The sequence below is a fragment of the Qipengyuania sp. S6317L1 genome (genome assembly GCF_023015615.1).
Lineage (GTDB): Bacteria > Pseudomonadota > Alphaproteobacteria > Sphingomonadales > Sphingomonadaceae > Erythrobacter.
On sequence record NZ_JALKAJ010000002.1, the window covers coordinates 414226 to 435345 of the forward strand.

Consider the following 21120-nt stretch of genomic DNA (forward strand, 5'->3'; position numbering starts at 1 on the left):
AGGGGCCTTTCGCGAGCTTGCCCCTCCACCAGACCTTGTCTGGTCCCCCTCCCCATGCTGGGGAGGACCTATGAGCTGGGAAAAAGAACTCGCAGAATTGCGCCAACGTGAAGCGTTCGCCGAGGAAATGGGTGGGGCCGACAAGGTCGCCCGCCAACATTCGCGCGGCAAGATGGATGCGCGCGCACGGCTGGACGCCATTTGCGACCCCGGTTCCTTCCGCGAGATCGGCAAGATCGCTGGCAAAGGCCATTATGACGAGAACGGCGACCTCCAAGGTGTCACCCCTGCCCCCTTCCTGTTTGGCAAGGCGACGGTAAACGGGCGGCCAGTGGTCGCCACAGCAGACGACTTCACCATTCGCGGGGGCGCGGCGGATGCAGGCATCAAGCGCAAGATGGTGCAGGCCGAGCAGATGGCGCATGAGCTAAAGCTTCCCATCATCAAGATGATCGACGGCACGGGCGGTGGCGGCAGTGTCAAAACGCTCGAGCAGATCGGCGCGACATACATCCCTGCGGTTCCGGGATGGGGCGATACGGTCAAGAACCTCGACACCGTGCCCGTGGTGGCTCTGGCGCTCGGGCCCACCGCTGGCCTTGGGGCTGCGCGGATTGCGGCAAGCCACTATTCAATCATGGTGCGCGGGCTCTCCCAATTGTTCGCCGCAGGCCCCGCCGTGGTCGATGGCCTTGGTGACGCCTACAAAAGCGCAGCCGACCACCAACAGGCCAAGGAAGAACTCGGCGGCGTCGACATCCACACCCGCAACGGCGTAGTCGATGATGAGGTCGCAAGCGAAGCCGAGGCATTCGCAAGAGCGCGCTATTTCCTCTCCTTCATGCCGGAACACGTGGGCCAGCACGCCCGCCGCACCGCGCCAACCGACCCGGTCGATCGGCGTGAGGAGATGTTGTTGGATTTGGTGCCGCGAGAATCCAACAAGGTTTATTCAATGCGCTCCTGCCTCACGGCGGTGTTTGATCAACAAACTGTCTTCGAGATCGGCAAAAACTGGGGTCGCGCGGCGATTACGGCCTTGGCGCGTCTTGACGGCTGGCCCGTTGCGGTGGTGGCGAGCGATCCCAGCTTCCTTGGTGGCTCGTGGGATGCAAAAACGAGCGAAAAGGTCGAGCGTTTCGTCAAACTGGCCGACCAGTTCCGCCTGCCGATTGTCCATCTTGTCGATAACCCCGGCTTTATGATCGGGCGCGAGGCGGAGATGGCGGGGACGATCCGTTATGGCGTGCAGGCGATGAACGCGATTTACCGTGCCACAGTGCCGCTTGCGAGTGTCGTTATGCGCCGCGCCTATGGCATTGCGGGCAGCGCGATGAGCAATGCGGACCTTTACCAGTATCGCTATTGCTGGCCGTCGGGCGATTGGGGCAGCTTGCCTATCGCAGGCGGTCTTGAGGTGGCTTACAAGTCCGAACTCGAAGCCGCAGACGACCCGCAGGCCGAGCTTGAGAAGATCAAGGAGCGCCTGAACAAGGTCACCTCGCCGTTCCGCTCAGCAGAACTTTTCAATGTCGAGGATATCATCGACCCGCGCGATACACGGCCCTTGCTTTGCGAATTTGCGGATCTGGCTTGGCGAAAGCTTAAAGCGGACGGGTGATCAATCGCCTTCTGTGCCATATGCCGTATCGGGTTCAGGCGGTCCGAAAAGCTTGCCCTTCTCGCTGAAAAGCACCAGCGCCAGGCACACGAGCCCTGCGCCTAAAAGCGAAAGCGCAAGCGGCTGCGCGGTGCCATCATAGGCATAGCCAACCGCCGCGCCCAGAAGAGCAGCCAAGGTCAACCGCACGAAACCGTGCACGCTGCTTGCCGCGCCTGCGATATTATAGAACGGGTTCATCGCGATTGAGCCAAAGTTCGACCCGATAAAGCCCAAAAGCATCATATTGATCGCCATCAGCGGCACGAATTGCCACAGCTTCTCGTCGTGCTGAAATGCGAAATAGACCTGAACCGAGGCAACCGCGATAAAGGCGAAAACCGCAGTGTGGCTCACCCGGCGCGCGCCGAATCGTTCGACAATTCGCGAATTGGACCAGCTCGCCAGCGCCATGGAGCCTGCACATATGCCAAAGACAATCGGGAAGAGGTCGGGTGAGTCGAACCCCTCACTGATTAGTTGCTGCGAGGAATTGATAAAGCCGAACAAAGCGCCGAACACGATGCCTCCGCCAAACACATATCCGACAACGCTGGGGAGGCTGAGTGCGCGGCCCATATTGCGTGCAATGACGCGCGGGCGAATTTCCTGGCAGTTTTCCTCGGTCAAGCTTTCGGGCAAGCGGAAATAGACCCAAGTGCCAATGATCAGCCCTTGCATCGCCATGGCAAGGAAGATCGCTCGCCAGTCGGCGACCAGCAGGATCACCTCGCCAAGGCTGGGCGCAATGGCGGGAACCATGAGAAAGATCACGAAGATAAGGCTCATCATCCGCGCCATCTTGTCGCCCCCTACCCGGTCGCGAATAATCGCGGGCGGCAAAGCGACGATGCCTGCGCCGAAGAACCCTTGCGCGGCTCTAACTGCGACAAGCGCTTCGAATGAGGTGACGGCAGCACTTGCGAGGGAAAGCGCGATGTAAACCGCGATAGAGCCCATCAAAATTGGACGCCGCCCGAAACGGTCGGCCAATGCGCCCGGGACAAGCGCGCCAATGCCAGCGGTCAGAAGATACACGCCAACGATAAACTGGCGGTCATTGCCTTCAATCGCGAGCGAGGCGGCCACGTCGTCCAAAGCGGGCAAGATTGCATCAATCCCGAAGGCCTGAAGCGCCATCAGCATCGCCATCATCCAGATAAGCTCGGTTTCACCGATCGCTTTGATCGCGCGTTTGGGACGCGAAGAAGGGCGCGCAGAACCATGCATGGAAGGCTCTTTGCCCGCAGCTTCGCCGGAAGACCATACTTCATTTCGCATATGCACAAAATGGGTAGAGGCGGACTTGGTTCCAGAAGGGGGCGGCAATGCTTTCTTCGCAGACCCAAAGCGTCTATTTCGCACGATATGGCTGATGGAGCAGACAAGGATGAAGAACTTCCTGATGAGGCGGCGGGCCTCAGGAAGATCATCCATGTTGATATGGATGCCTTTTTTGCAAGCGTGGAGCAGCGCGATAATCCGGAATTGCAAGGAAAACCCGTGGCTGTCGGAGGCTCCAGCGGGCGCGGCGTGGTGGCGGCGGCAAGCTATGAAGCGCGGCGTTTCGGGGTCAAATCGGCCATGCCGTCGGTCACGGCCAAGCGGCTATGCCCCGACCTCATTTTCGTAAAGCACCGGTTTGACGCTTACAAAGAGGCCAGCCGCCAGATCCGAGCGATTTTCGAACATCACACCCCGCTCGTCGAGCCGCTGAGCCTTGATGAGGCTTACCTCGATGTGACCGAGGACAAGCTCGGCATCGGCTCTGCCACTCGCATCGCAGAGCTGATCCGGCAGGAAATCCGCGCAAAGACAAAATTGACCGCGAGCGCGGGTGTTTCTTACAACAAATTTCTAGCGAAGATTGCGAGCGACCAGAACAAGCCCGATGGCATCTGCGTCATCCGACCAGGTCAAGGCGCGGATTTTGTGGCAGGCCTTCCGATCCGCCGCTTTCACGGTGTCGGTCCCAAAGCGGAAGAGAAGATGAAGCGGCTCGGCATCGAAACGGGCGCCGATCTGGCGATGAAAGACATTGCTTTTCTCAAGGCCAATTTCGGAAGCTTTGCCGACTACCTCTACCGCGCGGCACGTGGCATCGACCTGCGACCCGTGCGTGCGCATCGTTCGCGCAAGTCTGTGGGGGGAGAGCGCACCTTTAGCGAGGATATTTCAAGCGGCTCCGCCATGCGCGAAACGCTCGAAAATATCATCGAAATTGTATGGGGGAGGATCGAGAACGCCAGCTCGCCCGACCGGCGAGTGCGCGGGCGAACGGTGACGTTCAAGGTCAAATACAACAATTTCCAGATCATGACCCGTGCCAAGTCGGTTTCGCATTGGGTGGAAACCCGCGATGAGTTTGCAAGGCTCGGGCGCGAATTGCTCGAAGAGGCGCTGCCCCTGCCCATGCCGATCCGGCTAATGGGTCTGACCTTGTCCAATCTCGACCGGGGCGATGAGGAGAGCCCTAAAAAGGACAGCGCTCAGCTATCTTTGCTGTGATCGCGCCAAGCCTTCCACATAGCGAGCCGTTTTGGCACATTGCGGGTGAGCAATTCGGGCAGCGCATCGCCTGCGAAAAAGCACGCTTCCAGTATTTCGCGGCCATCGGGTTCGGGGTCTTGGGTCACCTCGACCGTGAACACATGGCTTGTGTGCGGCGATCCTGAAAGCGTCTCGTTAAGGATCCCAAGCGGCTCCAAGTGCTCGACATCCAATCTTACTTCTTCGCGCAATTCGCGCTTTGCACACACCACCGGATCTTCGCCTTGCGCCATACCGCCACCCGGCAGCCCCCACGCTTTTGGCCCGTAGGAATGGCGCAAAAGCATCACTTCGCCCGCTTGGTTAGTGACAATGACGCTGATCCCTGAAATCGGCGTTTTGCGCCATTTGCGCCAGCGGTGGCGCACGCGGTGCGCGACCTTCAGTAAAGATCGGTGCAGCGACGCTGGCAGCACCTTTTCAGCCGTTTTTTCGATCAGGTGAAGCATGTCACCTGCTGATCAGCAGCACCCAACAGCCGCGCAATGGGAAGGTCGTGTTCGCCTGCCAGTGCCGCCTTCAAAACGCTTACCTTGTCTTCGCCCCTGATGACGAACATCAGGGCGTCGCTGTTCAGCAGAGCCGGAATAGTGAGTGTAATCCTGTCAAACGGGGCCTCAGGCGGTAACGGGTCAGGGGTCAGCCGACGGATCATTTGCGGATCGTCCACCTTGGGATCGGTGTTGGGGAAGAGCGAGGCGATATGTCCATCACCTCCCATGCCCATCCAGCACAGCGCAAAATGCGGCGGTTGAGCGTCTTCGGTAAGGGTCATGACGTGCGCGCCTGCGGGCTCAAAAATCTTGCGAATTTTGCCGGTGTTGGACGCTTCGTGATCTTCGGGCACGATGCGGTCATCACCGGGCCAGACATTTACGCGGCCCCACTCAAGGTCAGCCTTCACCAACTCTTCGAAGATTGGAAACGGGGTTGAGCCTCCCGGCACGCTGATCGCGATCTCGCTCGATGTCGCGCAAAGCTTTTCCGCGATCCACCGTGCGATTTCGCCTGCGTCCTGATCTTCAATCAATGTGAGGTTGTCCATGATCTGCACATAGCAAACGGGCCGCTCCCGCGAAACGGAAACGGCCCTGATGGCTTATGAATAGGTTTTCACGGGACAAAAACCCGTGTCGCGATTAGCCAAGTACCGAGTTCAGGAACCAAACGCGCTCTTCGGCCATGTCGGTCCAGTCATCAATCAGGCCGTCGGTGGCGTTGTCGCCAGCGGCTTCGGCAGTGCTCTTCATCGATTTTAGGCGCTCGACCATGCGCCGGTTATCGTCGCGCAGTTTGACCACCATCTCCTCTGCGGTGAGATCGGTGTTGTCTTCATCCTTCACCTGCGTGTGCTGGGTGATCATGCCAAGCGAGGTAATCGTATCGCCACCGATTTTACGGGCACGTTCACCGATATCATCGATCTGGTCGCGAATTTCGATGGCTTGTTCATCAAAAAGGACGTGCAAATCGCGGAAACGCGGGCCCTTCACATGCCAGTGAAAGTTCTTGGTCTTCACATAGAGTGCAAAGTGATCGGCCAGCAGGGCATTGATTTCCGACACCATTTGGGTGGTTTCTGAATTGTTGGGGTCAAGCATAGCTTTACTCCTTGATTTTGCTTCGGGCGCCAAAAGCTCGAGACATTCGAGGAACGTGCGCCGTTCGATGCGTTCATGAGTTCTACGCACAGCACCCGGTATTCGTTTCGAGAAAAACTAAATCGCAGTGATCGCACAAAACGATCACAAGAACACGAAACGAGCATTCAATCCGATCAGTATGCCCGCAACAATCATACAAAGGCCGAATCCAAGGCGGATGATCCGCAAGGGAAGTCGTCGCAGTGTTTCCAAACCCAGTGACCAGCCCAACATCACGGACGCGACGCCGGCTAAAGCGCCTCCGACAAACGCGGTGGTCGGGTAAACGGCCCATGCGGCAAGCGCGAAAATGACGAAGCGCGCCGCGTCCTGCATCTGGCGAAAGATCAACACCGCGCCAATCGCGACATAGGAACGAGTGGGCTCCTTCATCGGCTTTACCCTGACTGGCCAGAAAAGCTCCACCGCGCCCGCAACCAGAGCAAAGGCGACCAGCATCTCTGCCGCGCGTCGGGGCAGGATGGCCGCGATAGCCGCCCCCGCATAGGCCATGACCGCTGCTGTTGCGACCGCACAGCCAATTGCGATGACGAGAAGGGGCGCATTGCGATCAGTAGCGCTGGAAAATTGCGCGACAATCGACTGTTCACGCCCGCCCAGCGCAATCAGGAAAGTCAGGATGAGGGCAAGAAGAAAGGCGTCCATCGCCTCCCTCTAGCATGCCCTCGCCCAGTGGCTAGCCGCCGCTCCTGAAACAATGGCAAATTGAAACCTAGCGTGCGCGCCAAAAGCGGGTTAGCGTGGCGACAAAGAGAGACGAGGAGAGGCAATGAAACTCACTGAGGGTATGGCCGCGGTCGTGACCGGCGGCGCGTCGGGGCTTGGCCGCGCAAGCGCGGCGGCGCTGGCGGATGCGGGGCTTAAGGTCGCGATTTTCGACATCAACGATGAAGCGGGCGAAGAGCACGCTGCTGCGATTGGTGGGACGTTCCACCACGTTGACATCATGGATGAAGAAAGCGTCGAAGCAGGCTTTGCCGCAGCGCGCAAAGCAAATGGTCAGGAGCGCGTCACCGTTCACTGCGCCATGGCATCGAAACGCGGCAAGACCGTCGGCTTTGACAAGGCGACCGGCGGATTCAAGCGCCTCTCGACCGAAGATTATGCCTTTGGCGCAGAGGGCATTCTCGTCGCGAGCTACCGGGTGGCGAGCATTTCGGCGCTGGGCATGGCGAACAGCGAACCGCTGAACGACGATAGCGAGCGCGGCTCGATCACTTTGACTGCCAGTGTCGCCGCGCAAGACGGGCAAATCGGGCAGGTAATCTACGGGTCGTGCAAATCGGGCGTGAACGGGCTCGTGCTTCCTATGGCGCGCGACCTGATGGACTTGGGGATCAGGGTGAATTCGGTCATGCCCGGGATATTCGCGACCCCGCTTATGCTGGGAATGAAGGACCGCAACCCGCAGATGTGGGACCAGCTGAACGCGAGCGTCCCCTTCCCCAAACGTCTAGGTGAACCTGAAGAATTTGCTTCGCTCATCTGCGAGATTGCGCGCAATTCCTATATCAACGGGCATCAATTCCGCCTGGATGGCGCTATCCGGATGCCTCCAAAGTAAAGGCTGGCCAAATGAACGTCGATTTCTCACCAGAACTCGAAGCCTTCCGCGCCGAAGTTGCCGAGTTCTTCGCCACCGCTCCTACGCCAGCCATCCGCGAGGCTGGACGCAAGACCACAAGCGTCTTTGCCCCCTTCGATCAGTGCATGGAATGGCACGCGATCCTTGCACAAAAGGGGTGGGCTGCGCCGCATTGGCCGGTCGAACATGGCGGTACAGGATGGAGCGTCGAGCAGCGTTTCATATTTGCCGAAGAGTATCGCAAGGCCGATTTGCCGCCGCTCCTTCCGCAAAGCCTTGGCATGGTGGGGCCGCTCCTGATCGACTTGGGCACAGACGAGCAAAAGGCAAAATATCTGCCGCCAATCCTTGCTGGCAAAGATTTCTGGGCGCAGGGGTATTCAGAGCCGGGATCGGGTTCCGATCTCGCTTCGCTTCAATGCCGCGCCGAACCCGACGGCGATGATTATATCATCAACGGCTCCAAGATTTGGACCACTTACGCCCATCATGCCAACCGCATGTTCATGCTGGTTCGCACCGACAATTCGGGCAAGAAACAGCAGGGCATCACCTTCCTTCTGCTCGACCGCGTGGATTATCCGGGCATGGAAATCCGGCCTATCGTCGGGCTCGACGGGATGCCAGAGCAATGCGAAGTGTTCTTCGACAATGTCCGCGTGCCCCAATCGGGCCGCGTGGGCGAAAAAAATGACGGGTGGAGCGTCGCCAAGCATCTGCTCAAACACGAACGCGGCGGCTCTGCGGCCTCTCCGACGCTGGTACACTATCTCGACCGCGCGAAAGAAGCCGCGACCAGGACGCCCTCGCCTTTTGGCGGAATGTTGGCGGACGACCCGGTGTTCCAAAGCGAATTTGGCGAGCTCCACGCCGATGTCGCCAGCCTTGGCCACATGGAAAAACTCGCGATCAGCGGCCATCCGATTGCCAATGACCCCGCCTTTCCGTCGCTCAACAAGACCATCAATTCCGAGCTTCTCCAGCGAGCCTCCACACTTATGAGCAAGGTGTCGGGCGTTGGCGGCCTGGCGCGACAATTGGAGGCGCTTCGCGTGGGCTCGAACGTTGAGCCACAGGGAAGCGAATTCGACCTCATTTCGATGCCGCTTTACCTCAACAGCCGGGCGGCCTCGATCTACGCCGGCTCCAACGAGGTCCAGCGTGACCTTATCTCTCGCAGCCTTGCGGCAGGAGTATAACCCGATGGAATTTAGCTTCTCCCAAGAGCAGGACATGCTGCGGACCAGCGTCGCAAAGCTGTTGGAACGCAAATACGATTTCGACACCCGTCAGGCACTGGTCGCATCGGATGCGCCGTGGTCGGCGGACGTGTGGAACGCGTTTGCTGAACTGGGCCTCACCATGCTGCCGTTCAGTGAAGAGCACGGCGGGCTCGGCGGATCGATTGCCGACCTAGTCGCCTTTGCAGGAACGTTTGGCGAGCATCTGGTGGTCGAGCCTTATGTAGCATCGACACTGCTCGCTGGAGGCGCACTGGCGGCCAGTGGCACACCAGAGGCGCTGGAATGGATCGAAAAGCTAGGCAGCGGCGAGGCTGTACTCGCTTTCGCCTATGAAGAAGGCAATGGCACAGCAAGCCCAGAGCAAATCTCGATGCAGGCTGATGTTTCAGGCGATTGCGCAACTCTCTCGGGGGAAAAGCGCCTTGTGATTGCAGGGGAAACTGCCGATGCGTTCGTGGTTGTCGCAAGGACTGCTGACACGAGCAAGCTCGGTTTCTACCTTGTCGAAAAGGGTGCAAGCGGCCTTACGACCAACGCTTACAAGACAATCGACGGGCGCGCCGCGGCAACCGTGCGTTTCGACACGGTGAGCGCCACTACAATCCTCGAAGATGCTGGCGAGGCGCTGGACGCGGTCCTCACGAAAGCCGTCATCGTACAAAGCGCAGAAGCATTGGGGGCGATGAAGTCGCTCCTCAACGACACATGCGAATACGCGATGACGCGAAAGCAATTCGGTCAGCCGATCGGTATGTTTCAGGTGGTTGCGCATCGTTTGGCAGATATGAAAATTGCCTACACCAAGGCGCTCTCGACTCTCACTTACACCACGGCCCTTGCCAATTCGGGCGTAGCCAGTCCTCGCGATATCGCCACGCTAAAGGGCCAGATCGGCAAGCTTGGTCGCGAGATCGGAGAAGCTGCAATCCAGACCCACGGCGGGGTCGGCATGACCGATGAATTGAGCGTCAGCCACTATCACAAGCGTATTCTGGCATTTGATGCAGCGCTTGGCAGCTATCAATACCACTTGCGCCGCGTGGGCCAGATGGCTTGAGGCGACGGTCTATAGCCAGCTGTTAGTTATTGTTCGTCGAAAGCGCATTCGTGATGCCAATGACAGAGAATGCCGCGCTCGAAATGGTAGAGACAAACCGCTGGAGGTCAGCCCCCGGCGCAGTCGAGACGTAGAGCACATCGTCATCGCGCACTGCGAAGTCCTGCATGGCGAAAAGGCTCGCTGGATCGGACATATCCAGCCGATAGATCACAGGGACCCGGCCATCGGCAGTCGTACGAACATTCTCGCCAAGCCCAGCGCCCAACGCCTCGCGATCCTCGAGGCGGAAAATGAACACCCCCCTTACATCGGCGCGCGCATCGTTGAGGCCGCCCACCCGGCCAAGCGCCTCAGCCAGAGAAAGTCCAGCACCATCGAACGGGACCTCGGCGCTGCCCCGGACTGAGCCCAAAGCGACAAAGCTGAACGGTTGGTGGAGCACGGTTACCACATCATCGGGGAACAGCTGCACATTTTGCGCCGGGTCCTCAATCACACGGGCAAGCGGCATGGAGACGACATTGCTCGCGCGCGTAATTTGCACGATCGAACGATCAACCGGATTGCGGGTACCGCCAGCACTTGCGACCGCATCGAGCAGCCTTTCGCCCCGTGCGCTCAAAGCCATGCGTTTGGATTGCGCCACATCACCCAGCACCGTGACGGTGCGTGTTTCATTGCGGATCAGGCGAACGATGGCTTGCGGATCATGGGCGCGCCCGCGAAGGCTTGAAACAATCGCCCGCTCCACCTCATCAACCTTGCGGCCCACCACTTTGATTGGCCCGACAAAGGGGACAGAGACAGTTCCAGCCTCACCTACCATTTGTTGAGGAATGGGCGCACTGCGCGCTGTTTCGGGCATTGCACTCAGATCGGCACCTGTGGATGTCGTCCCGAACAACACGGCGGGCGGCGCTTCCCAGATAGCAATATCAAGGACGTCGCCATAGCCGATCAGTTCGGCAGACGGCGCCTCATCGGTAAACACTTCAGCAAATTCAGATGCACGTCCGTACTGGCCAAGCCGTTCGATCGCCCTGCCATCAAGATCGACGATTTCAATGCCCTCGCCCTGATAGTCTGCACTGTCGGCGCTGCGCACATCACCCCCTGCAGGCCCGCTGGCGCCAAGCGATGAACATCCGGCGATGGTGAGCGCGACAAGCCCCAACGCGACCGCCTGAAAAGCGCTCAAGCGAGAGGGGTTTACATCGGCCATATTTGCTTTCCGGTTCATCTCATTGGGTCCAAATTTCATCACATGGTACTCTGATTGCCAGCGCTAGCCTACCGCTGCGGGCTCGTTCTTGAATTGCTTCAGGGCTTGGACAGTTTGCGGCCAATCGCCGAAACCACCCCAGCTTTGGACAAGTGCCCAGCGGTCATCGCTCGCGTCAAGCTCGGTTGCCATCGCCGCTTGCACCCCGGCCCTGTCGCTTAGAGCCAGAACGCTCACCAGATTGCGCGAAGAAACCGAGGCTTGCGCGCCCTGCGGGTCAATCGGCTCTGGCAGGGGCGCTGTGGGCGCTTCTCCTTTCACATAATGGCCGAGCCAATCCTTGTGCGCTGCCTCAAATCGCGGGTCGGCGATGATCTTCGACAATAGCTCGTCCAAGCAGACGACGTGGCGCATCGCATCGCAGGTCTCATCATCCGAAAACCGGGCATTGCCCCAGCAAAGGTCGCACAAAAGCTCAATGTCGGGATTTGCGGGAGGCTGCTTGAACGCAGCAGCAGCGATGTAAGCCTGGATCGGAAAATCGGTCGGGTCGAGGTTTTGCCGCTGCATCAGATCTTCGACAAACATTTCCACCTCGGCAAGCGGCTCGCCCAGTGCGCAGGCCGTGCGGTAGGCACTCTCGGCGCGCACGATATAGCCCGCCTCTTTCGCCATATGCGCCACCTGCACCCAGTAAGAACGCTGGTAAGGCTGCCGCTCCAACGCCTCGCGATAAAGCGCCTCGGCCCGCTCCCATTCTTTGGCCTTACCTTTGATATCTGCCTCAAACACCGTGGCCTGAAACAGCTCATCGCGCATCGCGGCTGTATGCGTGTATTCGATCAATTGTTTGCGGGATTTGGGTATCTCGCGCTTTTCTGGAGCGTTCGCCTGCGCAAGACCCATTGTGTTGCGGAACAGGCCATATGCCTCGTCAAAATCGGAATAGAACGTCATGCGCCCATCGTTCAGGATCGCGAAACGGTCGCAATGATCGCTGATGTAACTGGGGTCGTGAGAGACGATCACCATCGCGCGGTCATTGCGCTTTTCAAACAGTTCGTAATTGCACCGGTCATGAAAACGCGCATCGCCAACCGCGCTGATTTCATCAATCAGGAAGCAGTCGAATTCGGTGATCATCGAGATCGCGAAGGCAAGCCGTGCGCGCATGCCAGAGGAATAGGTCCGCACCTCCTCGCGAAGGTATGCGCCAAGCTCGGAAAACTCTTCGACAAAGGCGAGATTGCTTTCAAAGTCCTGTGCGTAGATGCGGCTGATAAAGCGGACATTGTCGACGCCGGTGAGGTTTTCCTGAAAAGCGCCGCCAAAGGCAAGCGGCCAAGAGACGCTCATATCCGCGCGAACGCGGCCCTTGGTTGGAAATTCCGCGCCGCTGATCAAACGGATCAATGTCGATTTACCTGCGCCATTGCGGCCCAGAATGCCGAGTTTTTCGCCCTTGCGAAGCTCGAAATTCACATCGCTCAAAACCTCCTTTTCGCCAAAGCGAGTGGGATAGGTTTTGTGCAGGTTTTCGATCGTGATCATCCCGGTACCACCCGGCGCGATACATAGCGGGTGAACAGTAGCGCAAAAACGCTCAACACCAGATTGAAAACGAGCAGATAAGAAAGGTCATAAATCGCAATGATCTTGGAGCCGAAAAAGCCTTCGCGGATGAATTCGACCCCGTGGACCATCGGGAAAAGCAGCACGATTTCCTGAAACGAAACGGGCAATGCAGACACAAGGAAGGCAGCGCCCGAGAGAGGGAACATGAGGTAGGAGAACGGGTGCCAGAATTTGTCCACCAGCTCTGAGAGATAGGACAAGGTCCCAAGCGCAATCGCAAGCGCAGCGCCAAACCAGGCAAGCATAAGCCAGCCAGCGGTGACCACCAATATATCTTCGGGCGGCTCAATCCACTCAATCGCGATGAATACGACGCCAAGCACGATAAAGGATATTGTCGCACCGCCTGCTTCGAGAAGAACACGCGCCAGGTAGATGTCGAGCGGCTTGATATTGCGGTGGTAGAGTAGCGCCGAATTGGCCTTGATCGCCCCGATCGTGCGACCCGGCATATTGCGCCAGAGCAACACCGTCGAATACCCGGTAAGCGCAAAGGCTGCGATGGGAAGATCGCTTCCGTGCAAATTCTTTGTCGCCGTCCAAAGCGCGGTCACGCCCAGGGTGAAGAGCATAGGCTCAACAAACAGCCAGAGAAAACCGATGTTATGCCGCCCGTAGCGGGTGATGACCTCGCGGATCAGCAGCGCGCCGACGACGCGTCCCTGTACCGCAAAACTCTCACGCAAGGGGGGCTTTGCATGGGTATCGGGGGCAGCGTTCGAAGCCATCAGTCGCGGTGCTCGCGCACGCCGATCAGAAGCATGCTGAGAACGCCCCAGGTCAGAAGACCGAGGATAAGGGTCGCAAAGATAGAGCGAAGTCGCCGCGGCTCTTCGGCATAATCAGGAAGGCTGGGATCGGCGATGCGCTCGATATAGGCGCGTTTGCGCCGCGCTTCGGCTTGCGCCTCCTGCAGCGAAGCGAGCGATATCGCCAATTGCTGCTCGGCAAATTCGGAATTGGCGAGAAGTTCCTGATAACGCACCATTGCCGAAGACAGGGAATTAGCGCCGCCGGTTAACTCTTGCCGGGTTGTTTCAATTTCGGCCTCAAGCTGGCGGATCTGCGTGCGCAAAAACGGGATTTGCGAGGCCTGCGGCGTGTAGGTCTGCAGTTGGCGAAGTTGCGTGCGCGCTGCGATGAGCTGGTCTTGAAGCTTGCCCACCATTTGCAAACCGACCTCGGATTGCTGCTCGGGGTCGACGATGCGCTCTTTGCTTCTGAATTGCGCCAGTTCGAGCCGGGCAAGTCGCGCTTTATTGGTGGCCTCATCGACCTGCTCCTGCGCGAGAGCGATTGTGTCCTCGCGCGATCTTTCCGACAGGCCGTTGACGAGTTCTTCCGACTGCAACAGCAGGCGGGAGTTAATTTTGGCCGCTTCGTCAGGGGTATAGGCGTTGACCCGCAAGGTCATCACCTGGCCGGTCACACCTTCGGCGATCGAAACCTTGCCCAGGAAGTATTGATAGAGCTGCTCCTTGCTCCTTCCCCAAAGCGAGCCGAAGCGGTCAACGAAAAAGATGCTGTCATCAGTGTAGGCGTCCACCACAAGATCATCGCGATTTGCCTCTTCGAGCGCGCGGCGCGACAGAAGGTATTCGCTGATCGTGCCATTGCCCTCAACCCCGCCAACCGAGCCGGATCCAATTCCCGTCTGGCCCAGAACCGCAGACAGCGGCGAAGCGTTCTCATTCGCCGGAGTGCGCACCACGAAGCGCGATTCGGACACGTAAACGTCATTCGCCAGAACCCCGAAGTACAAGATGGCGATCAGAGTTGGGGCGATTACTGTGAGGATAAACAGTGGGTTGATCGTTTTCAGACGGTCTGACACTCGATTTTCATTCTCTCATCTTGCGCCTGCGGCACAGTTTTCAACCGATCCAGCCACGGATCAAGGATTGCGAAATGCGACGCCCAAGTCGGAGGCGAAAACCGCCCCATCATCTCAAGCTGCCGATCACGTTCACCATTTTCGAAGGCAAATCGGCCAATTGCCCGCCTCCACTCTGCTTCATCGGTGATATCGAGCAATAAAGCTATCCCTTGCCCGATTTCGCGGAAACTCGGAATGTCGTTTGCGATTACCGGAACGCCCATTTGCAGCGCTTCGATTACAGGAAGGCCGTAACCTTCGGCGTGGCTCGGCATCAAGAGAGCGCGCGCGCCTTTGATAAGGCGGCCTGCCTCCGCATCCGAGGCATCTGTCCTGAATGTGACGTGGTTCGCAAGGTCGGGATTGGCGTTATATGCTGCGAAGATTTCCTCCGCCTTGCGGCCTTCCTGACCGATGATGACAAGCTTGGGGCAGGTTTGCCCGTAGATTTCGGACAACTCCCCCCAAACGCGCAGCAGCATACGATAATTCTTGCGCCGTTCGATCGTACCAAGACACACGAAATAGGGCGCATTGCGATCAGGTGTCACATCGTGTGAACTCACTGCGTTTTCCAAGGGTATCGAAGAGGCATCGCAAACCTGCCCGCTTGCAAGCGGCGCGACCACCACCGGTGGCAATTCAAGGCCGCGCTTGGTCGCAAAGCGGCGAAGCTCGGCCTCGGTTGCGCGGGTGTTCACGATTACGCCTGCCCCGTGCCAAATCGCGCCGCGCACGCGCCCGAGGTGCCTCTTGACCGCATGTGCACTGGTCAATCTGGGATGGGTCAAGGGAATGAGGTCATGGAGGAAATAGACCGCCCGAAGATTGCATTCCTCGACCCAACGATGATGCGCAGGAAGGTCGAAATCCGTGTGACTGGTATTGATGTAGAGCGCGCCCTTCCCGTCAATACGCGAGGGAGCGAGCGGCAAGGTGAGCGATGCAAATCGCAGCGCTTCAAGCCGAAAGTGTTCACCGGGTTCTAGCAGCATTTCGAACAGCCTGACCGAGCAACGCTGGTCCAGAACGCGCACAATGCCCCGATGCTGAACCACAGCACGCGCACGCGACCGCAGATGCCGGCAATAGGCCTCGCAAACACGGTCGATCCCGGTGGAGCGCCGTTTTGTCCACGCACGGCTCACCAACCGTGTGACATCAAGATAGATGTCGTGGGCGCTCATGCGGTGGCCACCTCGCACCCTTGGTCCAGGAGCGCAAAACTGCCGTCCAATTCGGACTCAGCCTGCGCGTGCGCCTTGGGATCGTCGACATCCATCCACCACGCATGACCAATATCGAACGTCGCAGCGCGGCCTCTATCGGCCAGCCATTGCATACCATCCGAAAGCGAACCCGGTTTGCCTTGACAAATTGCCTCTTCGATAGCCTTGGCAAGACCGGGCCCAGCCAGAAATGCCCCGCAATCAACTGCGTTGTATCGCGGGATTTCCTTGCCAATAAACGCGATGAATCCGTCGCTGCGCATTTCCACCCATGTCGCATCGTCTGGATCAATCAGCGGGCTCACCGTTTGCCGATCAATCGCGAGCGTCACATCGCGCGTTTCTGAACTCGCCTGCGACAAGCCCTTCAAAATCGGAGTGGAGAGCAGATGGTCGCACATGACGAGGAGATATTCGCCCGGCAAAACGCTCGCGCCTGCCATGACCGAATAGCCATTGGGCTTTTCCCAATCATCGACGCGGATGGTCAGTATCTCGATATCCAGTTTCGCGCGCAGGTCAGCGACAGCCGCCTCGACGGCGGCGGCTTGGTATCCCGTCACCACGACCGCACGGTTCACCCCCGCGCTCGCCAATTGACGCAGCGATATTTCGAACAATGAAACACCGTTTACCAAGGCAAGAGGCTTGCAAGCGAACTTGTCGCGCAAACGACTTCCGAAACCTGCGGCAAGAATAAGACCGTCCATTGTCAATCCTCTCGATTGCAATCTTTGGGTGACGGGCGGGCGGCGCGTTACTCGGCCGCTTCCGGTAAGCTTGTCTGATATTGGTCGAGAAGGCCTGCTGCGACATCTTCGGGGATTTGTTCTGGCGGATGTTTACAATAATATGCCGATGGCAGCGTCAAAGCCCCGCTTTCGCCACGATCAAGCGCCTGTTTGCAATAGCGGATGGCATCCACCACGCAGGCAGCAGCATTCGGGCTGTCCTCGACCGACAAACGCAGCTCAAGGTTCATAGGCACCTCGCCCCATTGCGTGCCTTCGACCCGCAGGAAACAGACTTTGTTGTCGTTCTGCCATGCGACATATTCGGACGGACCAATCAGGATGTTCTCGTCCTCCAAACGCTTAGCCAGCGCGGCTTGCACGGCCTGTGTCTTCGATTCTTTCTTGGAACCCAATCGGTCGCGGTCGAGCATGTTCATGAAGTCGGTGTTGCCGCCGGTGTTGAGTTGATAGGTGCGCTCAATCGCTGCACCGCGCGCTGCGAACAGGCTCGACAAGGCGCGGTGAACAATCGTCGCGCCCACCTGCGCCTTGATGTCGTCGCCCACAATTGGCAGGCCCCTGGCTTTGAAGCGGCTTTCCCACTGCTCATCGCTGGCGATGAAGACCGGGATGCAATTGACCACAGCCACGCCCGCTTCGAGCGCGCAGTCCATGTAGAACTCCGTCGCTTCCTGAGAGCCGACGGGCAAGAAGTTGACCAGAATATCGGCCTTTGACGAACGCAACGCTTCAACAATTTCGGCTTTCGTTGCCGGCTGATAATCATCCTCGAGCATGAAGCCGCGCTCGCCCGCGCCCGTCATATGTGCGGCGACGCCGTCCAAAACCGGCCCGCGAATGACTTTCGCGCCTGTGGGCTCCACGTCTTTGTGAAAAACGGTGGTGTTGTTGGGCGCACAGAAAATGGCTTCGGACAGGTCCTTGCCGACTTTACGCGCATCCACGTCGATGCCGAGGACGAATTGTATGTCTGAAACAGCGTAGCCGCCGACAGTTTCGCGGATCAGCCCGCTGGTCGATCCCGTCGACCTGTAAAATGAAACGCCTTGGATAAGTGAGCTAGCGCAATTACCCAATCCGATCACAGCAACTTTAATTGACTGCATTTTACTTCCTAGAACACCCATCATTTCAGTACGCATCACTGCGCACTGTTGCGTTACCCCCTCACCTCGGTAGTGTTTGCGATAGTGTTGCGACGCGACGAAAATTACACCATGTCAGGTCACATCAAAGGAGTCTTGCCTTCCCCCTGAAGGACAATTCTCTTTTGCAATCACTACGCTTACCTATAGACGTGGGTCCCACAATTCGAGTGCGCATACAACCTTAAAAAGAAACGCTTTGCCGTGAATTTCCTCCAGGTTTGACGCAATTCTTGCGAACCGCGACTTGCATTTGCCCTATATCGCGTGCAGCGATTCGTGAGTGGGTCACGGACACACCATCACAAAAGACACAATTGAGCAGATTAAAACATCGCAATATCGGGCAAGTGATCTGTGAGAACCATTTGTATCGATTGCCGCTATTTAAGCGATAGGCCAAGCGGTATAGGCGAAGTAACGCGCGCTCTTGTCGACCACGCGCCACTTCTTGCCCCGCAATACAAGTTTTTATTAATCCGAAATGCTGCCCGGACAAGGGCACTGAGTGCCGCAGACAATGTCACCGAAATCGCGTTAAAGACCCCTGCGAATGGGCCGGGGACCTTGTGGTTTTTGCCCTTTCTGGTGGACTTGCGCAATGTCGACCTGTTCCATGCCCCGTTCAATATTCTTCCCCGCGGGCTGAATATGAAAACGCTGGCGACGGTGCACGACATCATGTGGTTGACCCATCCGAAATGGTGCAATCCTAATGCCTACGGCATGATCGAACGCCGTTTCTATAGGCAAGGCATCAACCGCGCGCTTGGTGAGGCATCGGCGATTGCGACTGTCAGCGAGGCTACAAAAGAGGCAATTGTCGAGCATCGACCAGATGCCGAAGATCGCGCGCACGTGACGATGTCAGGGGTGTCTGAACGCTTCCGCCGGGTGCAGATCGACGAGGCAGCCTTGCGCCGTATCGGCCTTGCGCCCGGTCAGCAATTTATCCTCACAGCGGGGCAAAACGCCCCCTACAAGAACCACAGAGGCGCCGTCGAAGGCTTCGCCAAGGCCTTTGCAGACCGGCCCGACATAGCGCTCGTCATGGTTCAGCGGCGCGGTTCTGGCGCGGCCGAATTGTCCTCATTGGCACGCAAGCTTGGGGTTGAAGACCGCGTTCATTTCACCGGAACGGTCGGCTTCGACACGCTTTTGCAGCTTTATTCCGGCGCGCTTGCTCTTCTTCATCCCTCATTGTGCGAAGGGTTTGGCAATCCGGTAGCAGAGGCAATCGCTTGCGGTTGTCCGGTCATAACCAGCAATCTGAGCGCCATGCCAGAAGTCGCTGGCGGAGCGGCGCTGTTAGTGGACCCGCACGATAGCAATGACATTGCCAGAAACCTGCGCAGGGTCGCGCAGGATGGCGAACTTGCGACGACCATGCGCGAAAGGGGATTGCAACGGGCCGAAGAGCTGTCCTGGGAAAGCTTTGCCCGGAAGAACGTCGAGATTTACACCAAGCTCTTGGCTTGATCACGGATACGACGCCCGGCCTTCGCTGACACGAGGATCGACACAATGAGAACCAGCGTCAACCCGATCGCCTCAAAGGCGAAGAAATAGATAGGCGAGCCTGCCGCCATTGATGCGCCAATCGCAAGCGTGCGGTAATTTGCGCTTAAAAGGTAAGTCGAGCGAAGAACAGGCTTCGTTTGTTCAACGATGATTTGACGCATGCCCGCAAGGCGCGCGTCATCGCTCTCGGCCACCAATTCATCGATCGCCGACCCTCCGGGAGCCAATATGCTGCCAAGCCAGACGTAGTAGGCTGCAAAGCCGCCCAGAATGCCTTTGGGTTGGTCGGCTCGCTTCGCTGTGCTTCGCAAAAAATGCGTGCCATAAACCCAGTGCTGATATTGGCGGCGCTGCACTTCATAATGGGCCGCTTGGACAATGCGCCCGGCGCCTGCACCAATCGCAAGCGCCCACGCCAGCCCAGCCCCCACCTCGGCTGTAAGCATGATGCCAAAACTGACGTACATGATAATGTGGCCGACATAATCGCACACCCCGTCGATAACTTCGCCCCGGCTTGATGATCGCCCGGTCAGCCGTGCCAGATCCCCATCAGCCCCGTCAAAAACATGCCAACTCATATGGAAAGCGAGGCCCAGGACGACCCCAAGAATTCCCGGCAAGGTCGTGTAGGCGATTGTCGCGAAGACAATCATCACCCCACCGATGACCGAAAGCACATCAGGAGTGACCCGGGTCGGTGCCAACGCTCTGGCGAGCGCCATCGAAAGCGGGTGATAGAGGTAGAAATTAAGCCAGTCTTCAAGTTCGCGCGGGCGCGGTTTTGGCGTTTGCGGGCCTTGCGCTGATGATGGCGACTTGCCCATGAATGCCTTTGATTCGCTCCGTTTGCGCGGGCGCACTTGTCCGCCGATGTGATCACGATTAGGCGCAAGGCGCGGGCTTGAAAATGATTTTTCGCCGGAGAAAGAAAGAGACCATGGCGCGTGCCCACCTGTCTTTTCCCAGCAACGCAGTGGCAAACCAGCTTGTAGCAGGGGTTCCGGCCGCGGTGCGTGCAGGGATTGCTTTGAAAGAGCGCGCCGCTTTGGCCGAAGGTGACAGTGTTTTAATCGCCGCAAGCGACGGATGGAGCCCGTCTGAATGGTCGAAAAGCGAATTTGCGCGCCTTTTGCCAACGAATGGTGTTGAGGCTTTCGAGCCTCCAGCACGCGCATCTCAAAAAACCGTAGAGACCATTGACGCGATTGAATTGCTCTGCGGGAGGCATTCAGCCTCGCCTCAGAAGGCCCTCCGCGCTCTTGGCGCAGACATATTGAAAGCCACGGGCAAGCCCTCCGATGGCCTTGTTTCGCGCTATTTGAACCGCCCGATTTCGCGCTCGATCACGCGAGTGCTACTAAAAATACCTGGAGTGACACCGATCCACGCCACCGGATTGGCAGCCTTCACCGGGCTCCTGATGGCCGCAGCACTGCTTTTTGATGGCGCACAGGGCCTGATCGCGGGCGCTCTTCTCTTCCATGCGGCATCAGTCATCGACGGGGTCGATGGCGAAATCGCGCGCGCTACCATGCGCTCGTCACAGTTCGGGGCGAAGCTCGACACGATAACAGATGGCATCACCAATCTCGCCTTTCTGTGCTTCGCCTCGCTCAACCTTTACTGGCAGGGCGATACCGGGGGAGCGTCCTATGGCGCTATCGGGCTTGGCATATTGGCAATTGGTTTGACCGCATTGGGATTAAGGTCGGTGGCGATGGGCGGCCCCTTCACATTCGATGCAGTGAAGAACAATTTCCGTGCCCGCCCGTCAAAGATCACAAGCTTTCTCGCAGCGATCACCTCGCGCGATGTTTATGCGGCAATCTTTGCGCTTACCTTCGTGCTCGGATTTGCCCGGGAGATGCTTCTGATCTTTGCCTGCGCGACCGCGATCTGGCTCGTGACCGTCCTTGCTGTCCTGGTTCGCACAAGCGCAAGACAATCCTAACGAAAAGCGGTTAACGGAGG

At 58.1% G+C, this 21120-nt stretch carries 20 protein-coding genes; 7 read left to right on the forward strand and 13 right to left on the reverse strand.

Annotated features, from left to right (window positions below):
* Positions 1-70 precede the first annotated feature (70 nt).
* Positions 71-1621 carry a carboxyl transferase domain-containing protein gene (locus tag MWU38_RS03285; RefSeq protein WP_247270401.1) on the forward strand — a complete coding sequence of 517 codons (1551 nt, stop codon included), beginning with the start codon at positions 71-73 and terminating at the stop codon, positions 1619-1621.
* Here the strand turns inward: MWU38_RS03285 and MWU38_RS03290 are convergent, their stop codons facing one another.
* Positions 1622-2941 carry a multidrug effflux MFS transporter gene (locus MWU38_RS03290; protein ID WP_247270402.1) on the reverse strand — a complete coding sequence of 440 codons (1320 nt, stop codon included), beginning with the start codon at positions 2939-2941 and terminating at the stop codon, positions 1622-1624.
* An 87-nt stretch (positions 2942-3028) separates the two neighbouring features.
* On the opposite strand from MWU38_RS03290, the gene dinB reads away from it, so the two are divergent.
* Positions 3029-4168, forward strand: coding sequence for a DNA polymerase IV (gene dinB, locus MWU38_RS03295; RefSeq protein ID WP_247270403.1), 1140 nt, complete (start codon positions 3029-3031; stop codon positions 4166-4168).
* On the opposite strand, the gene MWU38_RS03300 is transcribed toward dinB, so the two are convergent.
* The 4 genes from MWU38_RS03300 to MWU38_RS03315 all read right to left on the reverse strand — a co-directional run bounded on the left by MWU38_RS03300 (position 4150) and on the right by MWU38_RS03315 (position 6519).
* Complete coding sequence (locus MWU38_RS03300) at positions 4150-4659, reverse strand: NUDIX domain-containing protein (protein WP_247270404.1); 510 nt, start codon at positions 4657-4659, stop codon at positions 4150-4152. The genes dinB and MWU38_RS03300 overlap by 19 nt on opposite strands.
* The gene (locus MWU38_RS03305; protein ID WP_247270405.1) at positions 4647-5255 is read right to left on the reverse strand and encodes a 6-phosphogluconolactonase; all 609 of its coding nucleotides are present in this window, start codon (positions 5253-5255) and stop codon (positions 4647-4649) included. The genes MWU38_RS03300 and MWU38_RS03305 overlap by 13 nt, the downstream gene beginning before the upstream one ends.
* A gap of 94 nt (positions 5256-5349) precedes the next feature.
* A complete protein-coding gene (locus MWU38_RS03310; RefSeq protein WP_247270406.1) occupies positions 5350-5811 on the reverse strand; it encodes a DNA starvation/stationary phase protection protein in 462 nt (153 codons plus the stop codon).
* 144 nt (positions 5812-5955) lie between these two features.
* The gene (locus MWU38_RS03315) at positions 5956-6519 is read right to left on the reverse strand and encodes a hypothetical protein (RefSeq protein WP_247270407.1); all 564 of its coding nucleotides are present in this window, start codon (positions 6517-6519) and stop codon (positions 5956-5958) included.
* Between the two features lie 124 nt (positions 6520-6643).
* On the opposite strand from MWU38_RS03315, the gene MWU38_RS03320 reads away from it, so the two are divergent.
* From MWU38_RS03320 to MWU38_RS03330, 3 genes are read left to right on the forward strand one after another with little or no spacing between them, the layout of a single operon-like run.
* Complete coding sequence (locus MWU38_RS03320) at positions 6644-7438, forward strand: SDR family oxidoreductase (protein WP_247270408.1); 795 nt, start codon at positions 6644-6646, stop codon at positions 7436-7438.
* An 11-nt stretch (positions 7439-7449) separates the two neighbouring features.
* Positions 7450-8658, forward strand: a complete 1209-nt coding sequence (locus MWU38_RS03325; protein ID WP_247270409.1) for an acyl-CoA dehydrogenase family protein — start codon at positions 7450-7452, stop codon at positions 8656-8658.
* A complete protein-coding gene (locus MWU38_RS03330; protein ID WP_247270410.1) occupies positions 8621-9760 on the forward strand; it encodes an acyl-CoA dehydrogenase in 1140 nt (379 codons plus the stop codon). Before MWU38_RS03325 ends, MWU38_RS03330 begins: the two co-directional genes overlap by 38 nt.
* Before the next feature lie 22 nt (positions 9761-9782).
* Here MWU38_RS03330 and MWU38_RS03335 read toward each other — a convergent pair whose 3' ends face one another.
* The 7 genes from MWU38_RS03335 to MWU38_RS03365 are packed head-to-tail and all read right to left on the reverse strand — an operon-like array spanning position 9783 to position 17586.
* A complete protein-coding gene (locus tag MWU38_RS03335; RefSeq protein WP_247270411.1) occupies positions 9783-11003 on the reverse strand; it encodes a polysaccharide biosynthesis/export family protein in 1221 nt (406 codons plus the stop codon).
* Positions 11004-11048: 45 nt separating this feature from the next.
* Positions 11049-12536, reverse strand: coding sequence for an ABC transporter ATP-binding protein (locus MWU38_RS14980; RefSeq protein ID WP_348646861.1), 1488 nt, complete (start codon positions 12534-12536; stop codon positions 11049-11051).
* The gene (locus MWU38_RS03345; RefSeq protein ID WP_247270412.1) at positions 12533-13348 is read right to left on the reverse strand and encodes an ABC transporter permease; all 816 of its coding nucleotides are present in this window, start codon (positions 13346-13348) and stop codon (positions 12533-12535) included. Before MWU38_RS03345 ends, MWU38_RS14980 begins: the two co-directional genes overlap by 4 nt.
* Entirely contained in the window at positions 13348-14454 is a 1107-nt protein-coding gene (locus MWU38_RS03350; RefSeq protein WP_247270413.1) for a hypothetical protein, read from the reverse strand. The genes MWU38_RS03345 and MWU38_RS03350 overlap by 1 nt, the downstream gene beginning before the upstream one ends.
* Complete coding sequence (locus MWU38_RS03355; protein WP_247270414.1) at positions 14439-15683, reverse strand: glycosyltransferase family 1 protein; 1245 nt, start codon at positions 15681-15683, stop codon at positions 14439-14441. Before MWU38_RS03355 ends, MWU38_RS03350 begins: the two co-directional genes overlap by 16 nt.
* Positions 15680-16435: an NTP transferase domain-containing protein gene (locus tag MWU38_RS03360; protein WP_247270415.1), complete on the reverse strand. Its 756-nt coding sequence runs from the start codon at positions 16433-16435 to the stop codon at positions 15680-15682. The genes MWU38_RS03355 and MWU38_RS03360 overlap by 4 nt, the downstream gene beginning before the upstream one ends.
* 47 nt (positions 16436-16482) lie before the next feature.
* Positions 16483-17586 (reverse strand): inositol-3-phosphate synthase, encoded by a 1104-nt coding sequence (locus MWU38_RS03365; protein ID WP_247270416.1) that lies wholly within the window; start codon positions 17584-17586, stop codon positions 16483-16485.
* Between the two features lie 627 nt (positions 17587-18213).
* Here MWU38_RS03365 and MWU38_RS03370 point away from each other — a divergent pair.
* On the forward strand, positions 18214-19104 hold the full coding sequence (locus tag MWU38_RS03370) for a glycosyltransferase family 1 protein (protein WP_247270417.1): 891 nt from the start codon (positions 18214-18216) through the stop codon (positions 19102-19104).
* Here the strand turns inward: MWU38_RS03370 and MWU38_RS03375 are convergent.
* A complete protein-coding gene (locus tag MWU38_RS03375) occupies positions 19083-19973 on the reverse strand; it encodes a CDP-alcohol phosphatidyltransferase family protein (RefSeq protein WP_247270418.1) in 891 nt (296 codons plus the stop codon). The genes MWU38_RS03370 and MWU38_RS03375 overlap by 22 nt on opposite strands.
* Before the next feature lie 113 nt (positions 19974-20086).
* Between MWU38_RS03375 and MWU38_RS03380 the strand changes: the two genes are divergently transcribed.
* Positions 20087-21100, forward strand: coding sequence for a CDP-alcohol phosphatidyltransferase family protein (locus MWU38_RS03380; protein ID WP_247270419.1), 1014 nt, complete (start codon positions 20087-20089; stop codon positions 21098-21100).
* Positions 21101-21120 lie beyond the last annotated feature (20 nt).

What these genes read in the sequence shown, in the direction of transcription:
- MWU38_RS03315 (WP_247270407.1), bottom strand. Translation starts at nt 6,519, where the DNA reads ATGGACGCCTTTCTTCTTGCCCTCATCCTGACTTTCCTGATTGCGCTG.
- MWU38_RS03290 (WP_247270402.1), bottom strand. Translation starts at nt 2,941, where the DNA reads ATGCGAAATGAAGTATGGTCTTCCGGCGAAGCTGCGGGCAAAGAGCCT.
- MWU38_RS03325 (WP_247270409.1), top strand. Translation starts at nt 7,450, where the DNA reads ATGAACGTCGATTTCTCACCAGAACTCGAAGCCTTCCGCGCCGAAGTT.
- MWU38_RS03380 (WP_247270419.1), top strand. Translation starts at nt 20,087, where the DNA reads ATGGCGCGTGCCCACCTGTCTTTTCCCAGCAACGCAGTGGCAAACCAG.
- MWU38_RS03360 (WP_247270415.1), bottom strand. Translation starts at nt 16,435, where the DNA reads ATGGACGGTCTTATTCTTGCCGCAGGTTTCGGAAGTCGTTTGCGCGAC.
- MWU38_RS03355 (WP_247270414.1), bottom strand. Translation starts at nt 15,683, where the DNA reads ATGAGCGCCCACGACATCTATCTTGATGTCACACGGTTGGTGAGCCGT.
- MWU38_RS03365 (WP_247270416.1), bottom strand. Translation starts at nt 17,586, where the DNA reads ATGCAGTCAATTAAAGTTGCTGTGATCGGATTGGGTAATTGCGCTAGC.
- MWU38_RS03305 (WP_247270405.1), bottom strand. Translation starts at nt 5,255, where the DNA reads ATGGACAACCTCACATTGATTGAAGATCAGGACGCAGGCGAAATCGCA.
- dinB (WP_247270403.1), top strand. Translation starts at nt 3,029, where the DNA reads ATGGCTGATGGAGCAGACAAGGATGAAGAACTTCCTGATGAGGCGGCG.
- MWU38_RS14980 (WP_348646861.1), bottom strand. Translation starts at nt 12,536, where the DNA reads ATGATCACGATCGAAAACCTGCACAAAACCTATCCCACTCGCTTTGGC.
- MWU38_RS03320 (WP_247270408.1), top strand. Translation starts at nt 6,644, where the DNA reads ATGAAACTCACTGAGGGTATGGCCGCGGTCGTGACCGGCGGCGCGTCG.
- MWU38_RS03375 (WP_247270418.1), bottom strand. Translation starts at nt 19,973, where the DNA reads ATGGGCAAGTCGCCATCATCAGCGCAAGGCCCGCAAACGCCAAAACCG.
- MWU38_RS03345 (WP_247270412.1), bottom strand. Translation starts at nt 13,348, where the DNA reads ATGGCTTCGAACGCTGCCCCCGATACCCATGCAAAGCCCCCCTTGCGT.
- MWU38_RS03310 (WP_247270406.1), bottom strand. Translation starts at nt 5,811, where the DNA reads ATGCTTGACCCCAACAATTCAGAAACCACCCAAATGGTGTCGGAAATC.
- MWU38_RS03335 (WP_247270411.1), bottom strand. Translation starts at nt 11,003, where the DNA reads ATGAACCGGAAAGCAAATATGGCCGATGTAAACCCCTCTCGCTTGAGC.
- MWU38_RS03285 (WP_247270401.1), top strand. Translation starts at nt 71, where the DNA reads ATGAGCTGGGAAAAAGAACTCGCAGAATTGCGCCAACGTGAAGCGTTC.
- MWU38_RS03300 (WP_247270404.1), bottom strand. Translation starts at nt 4,659, where the DNA reads ATGCTTCACCTGATCGAAAAAACGGCTGAAAAGGTGCTGCCAGCGTCG.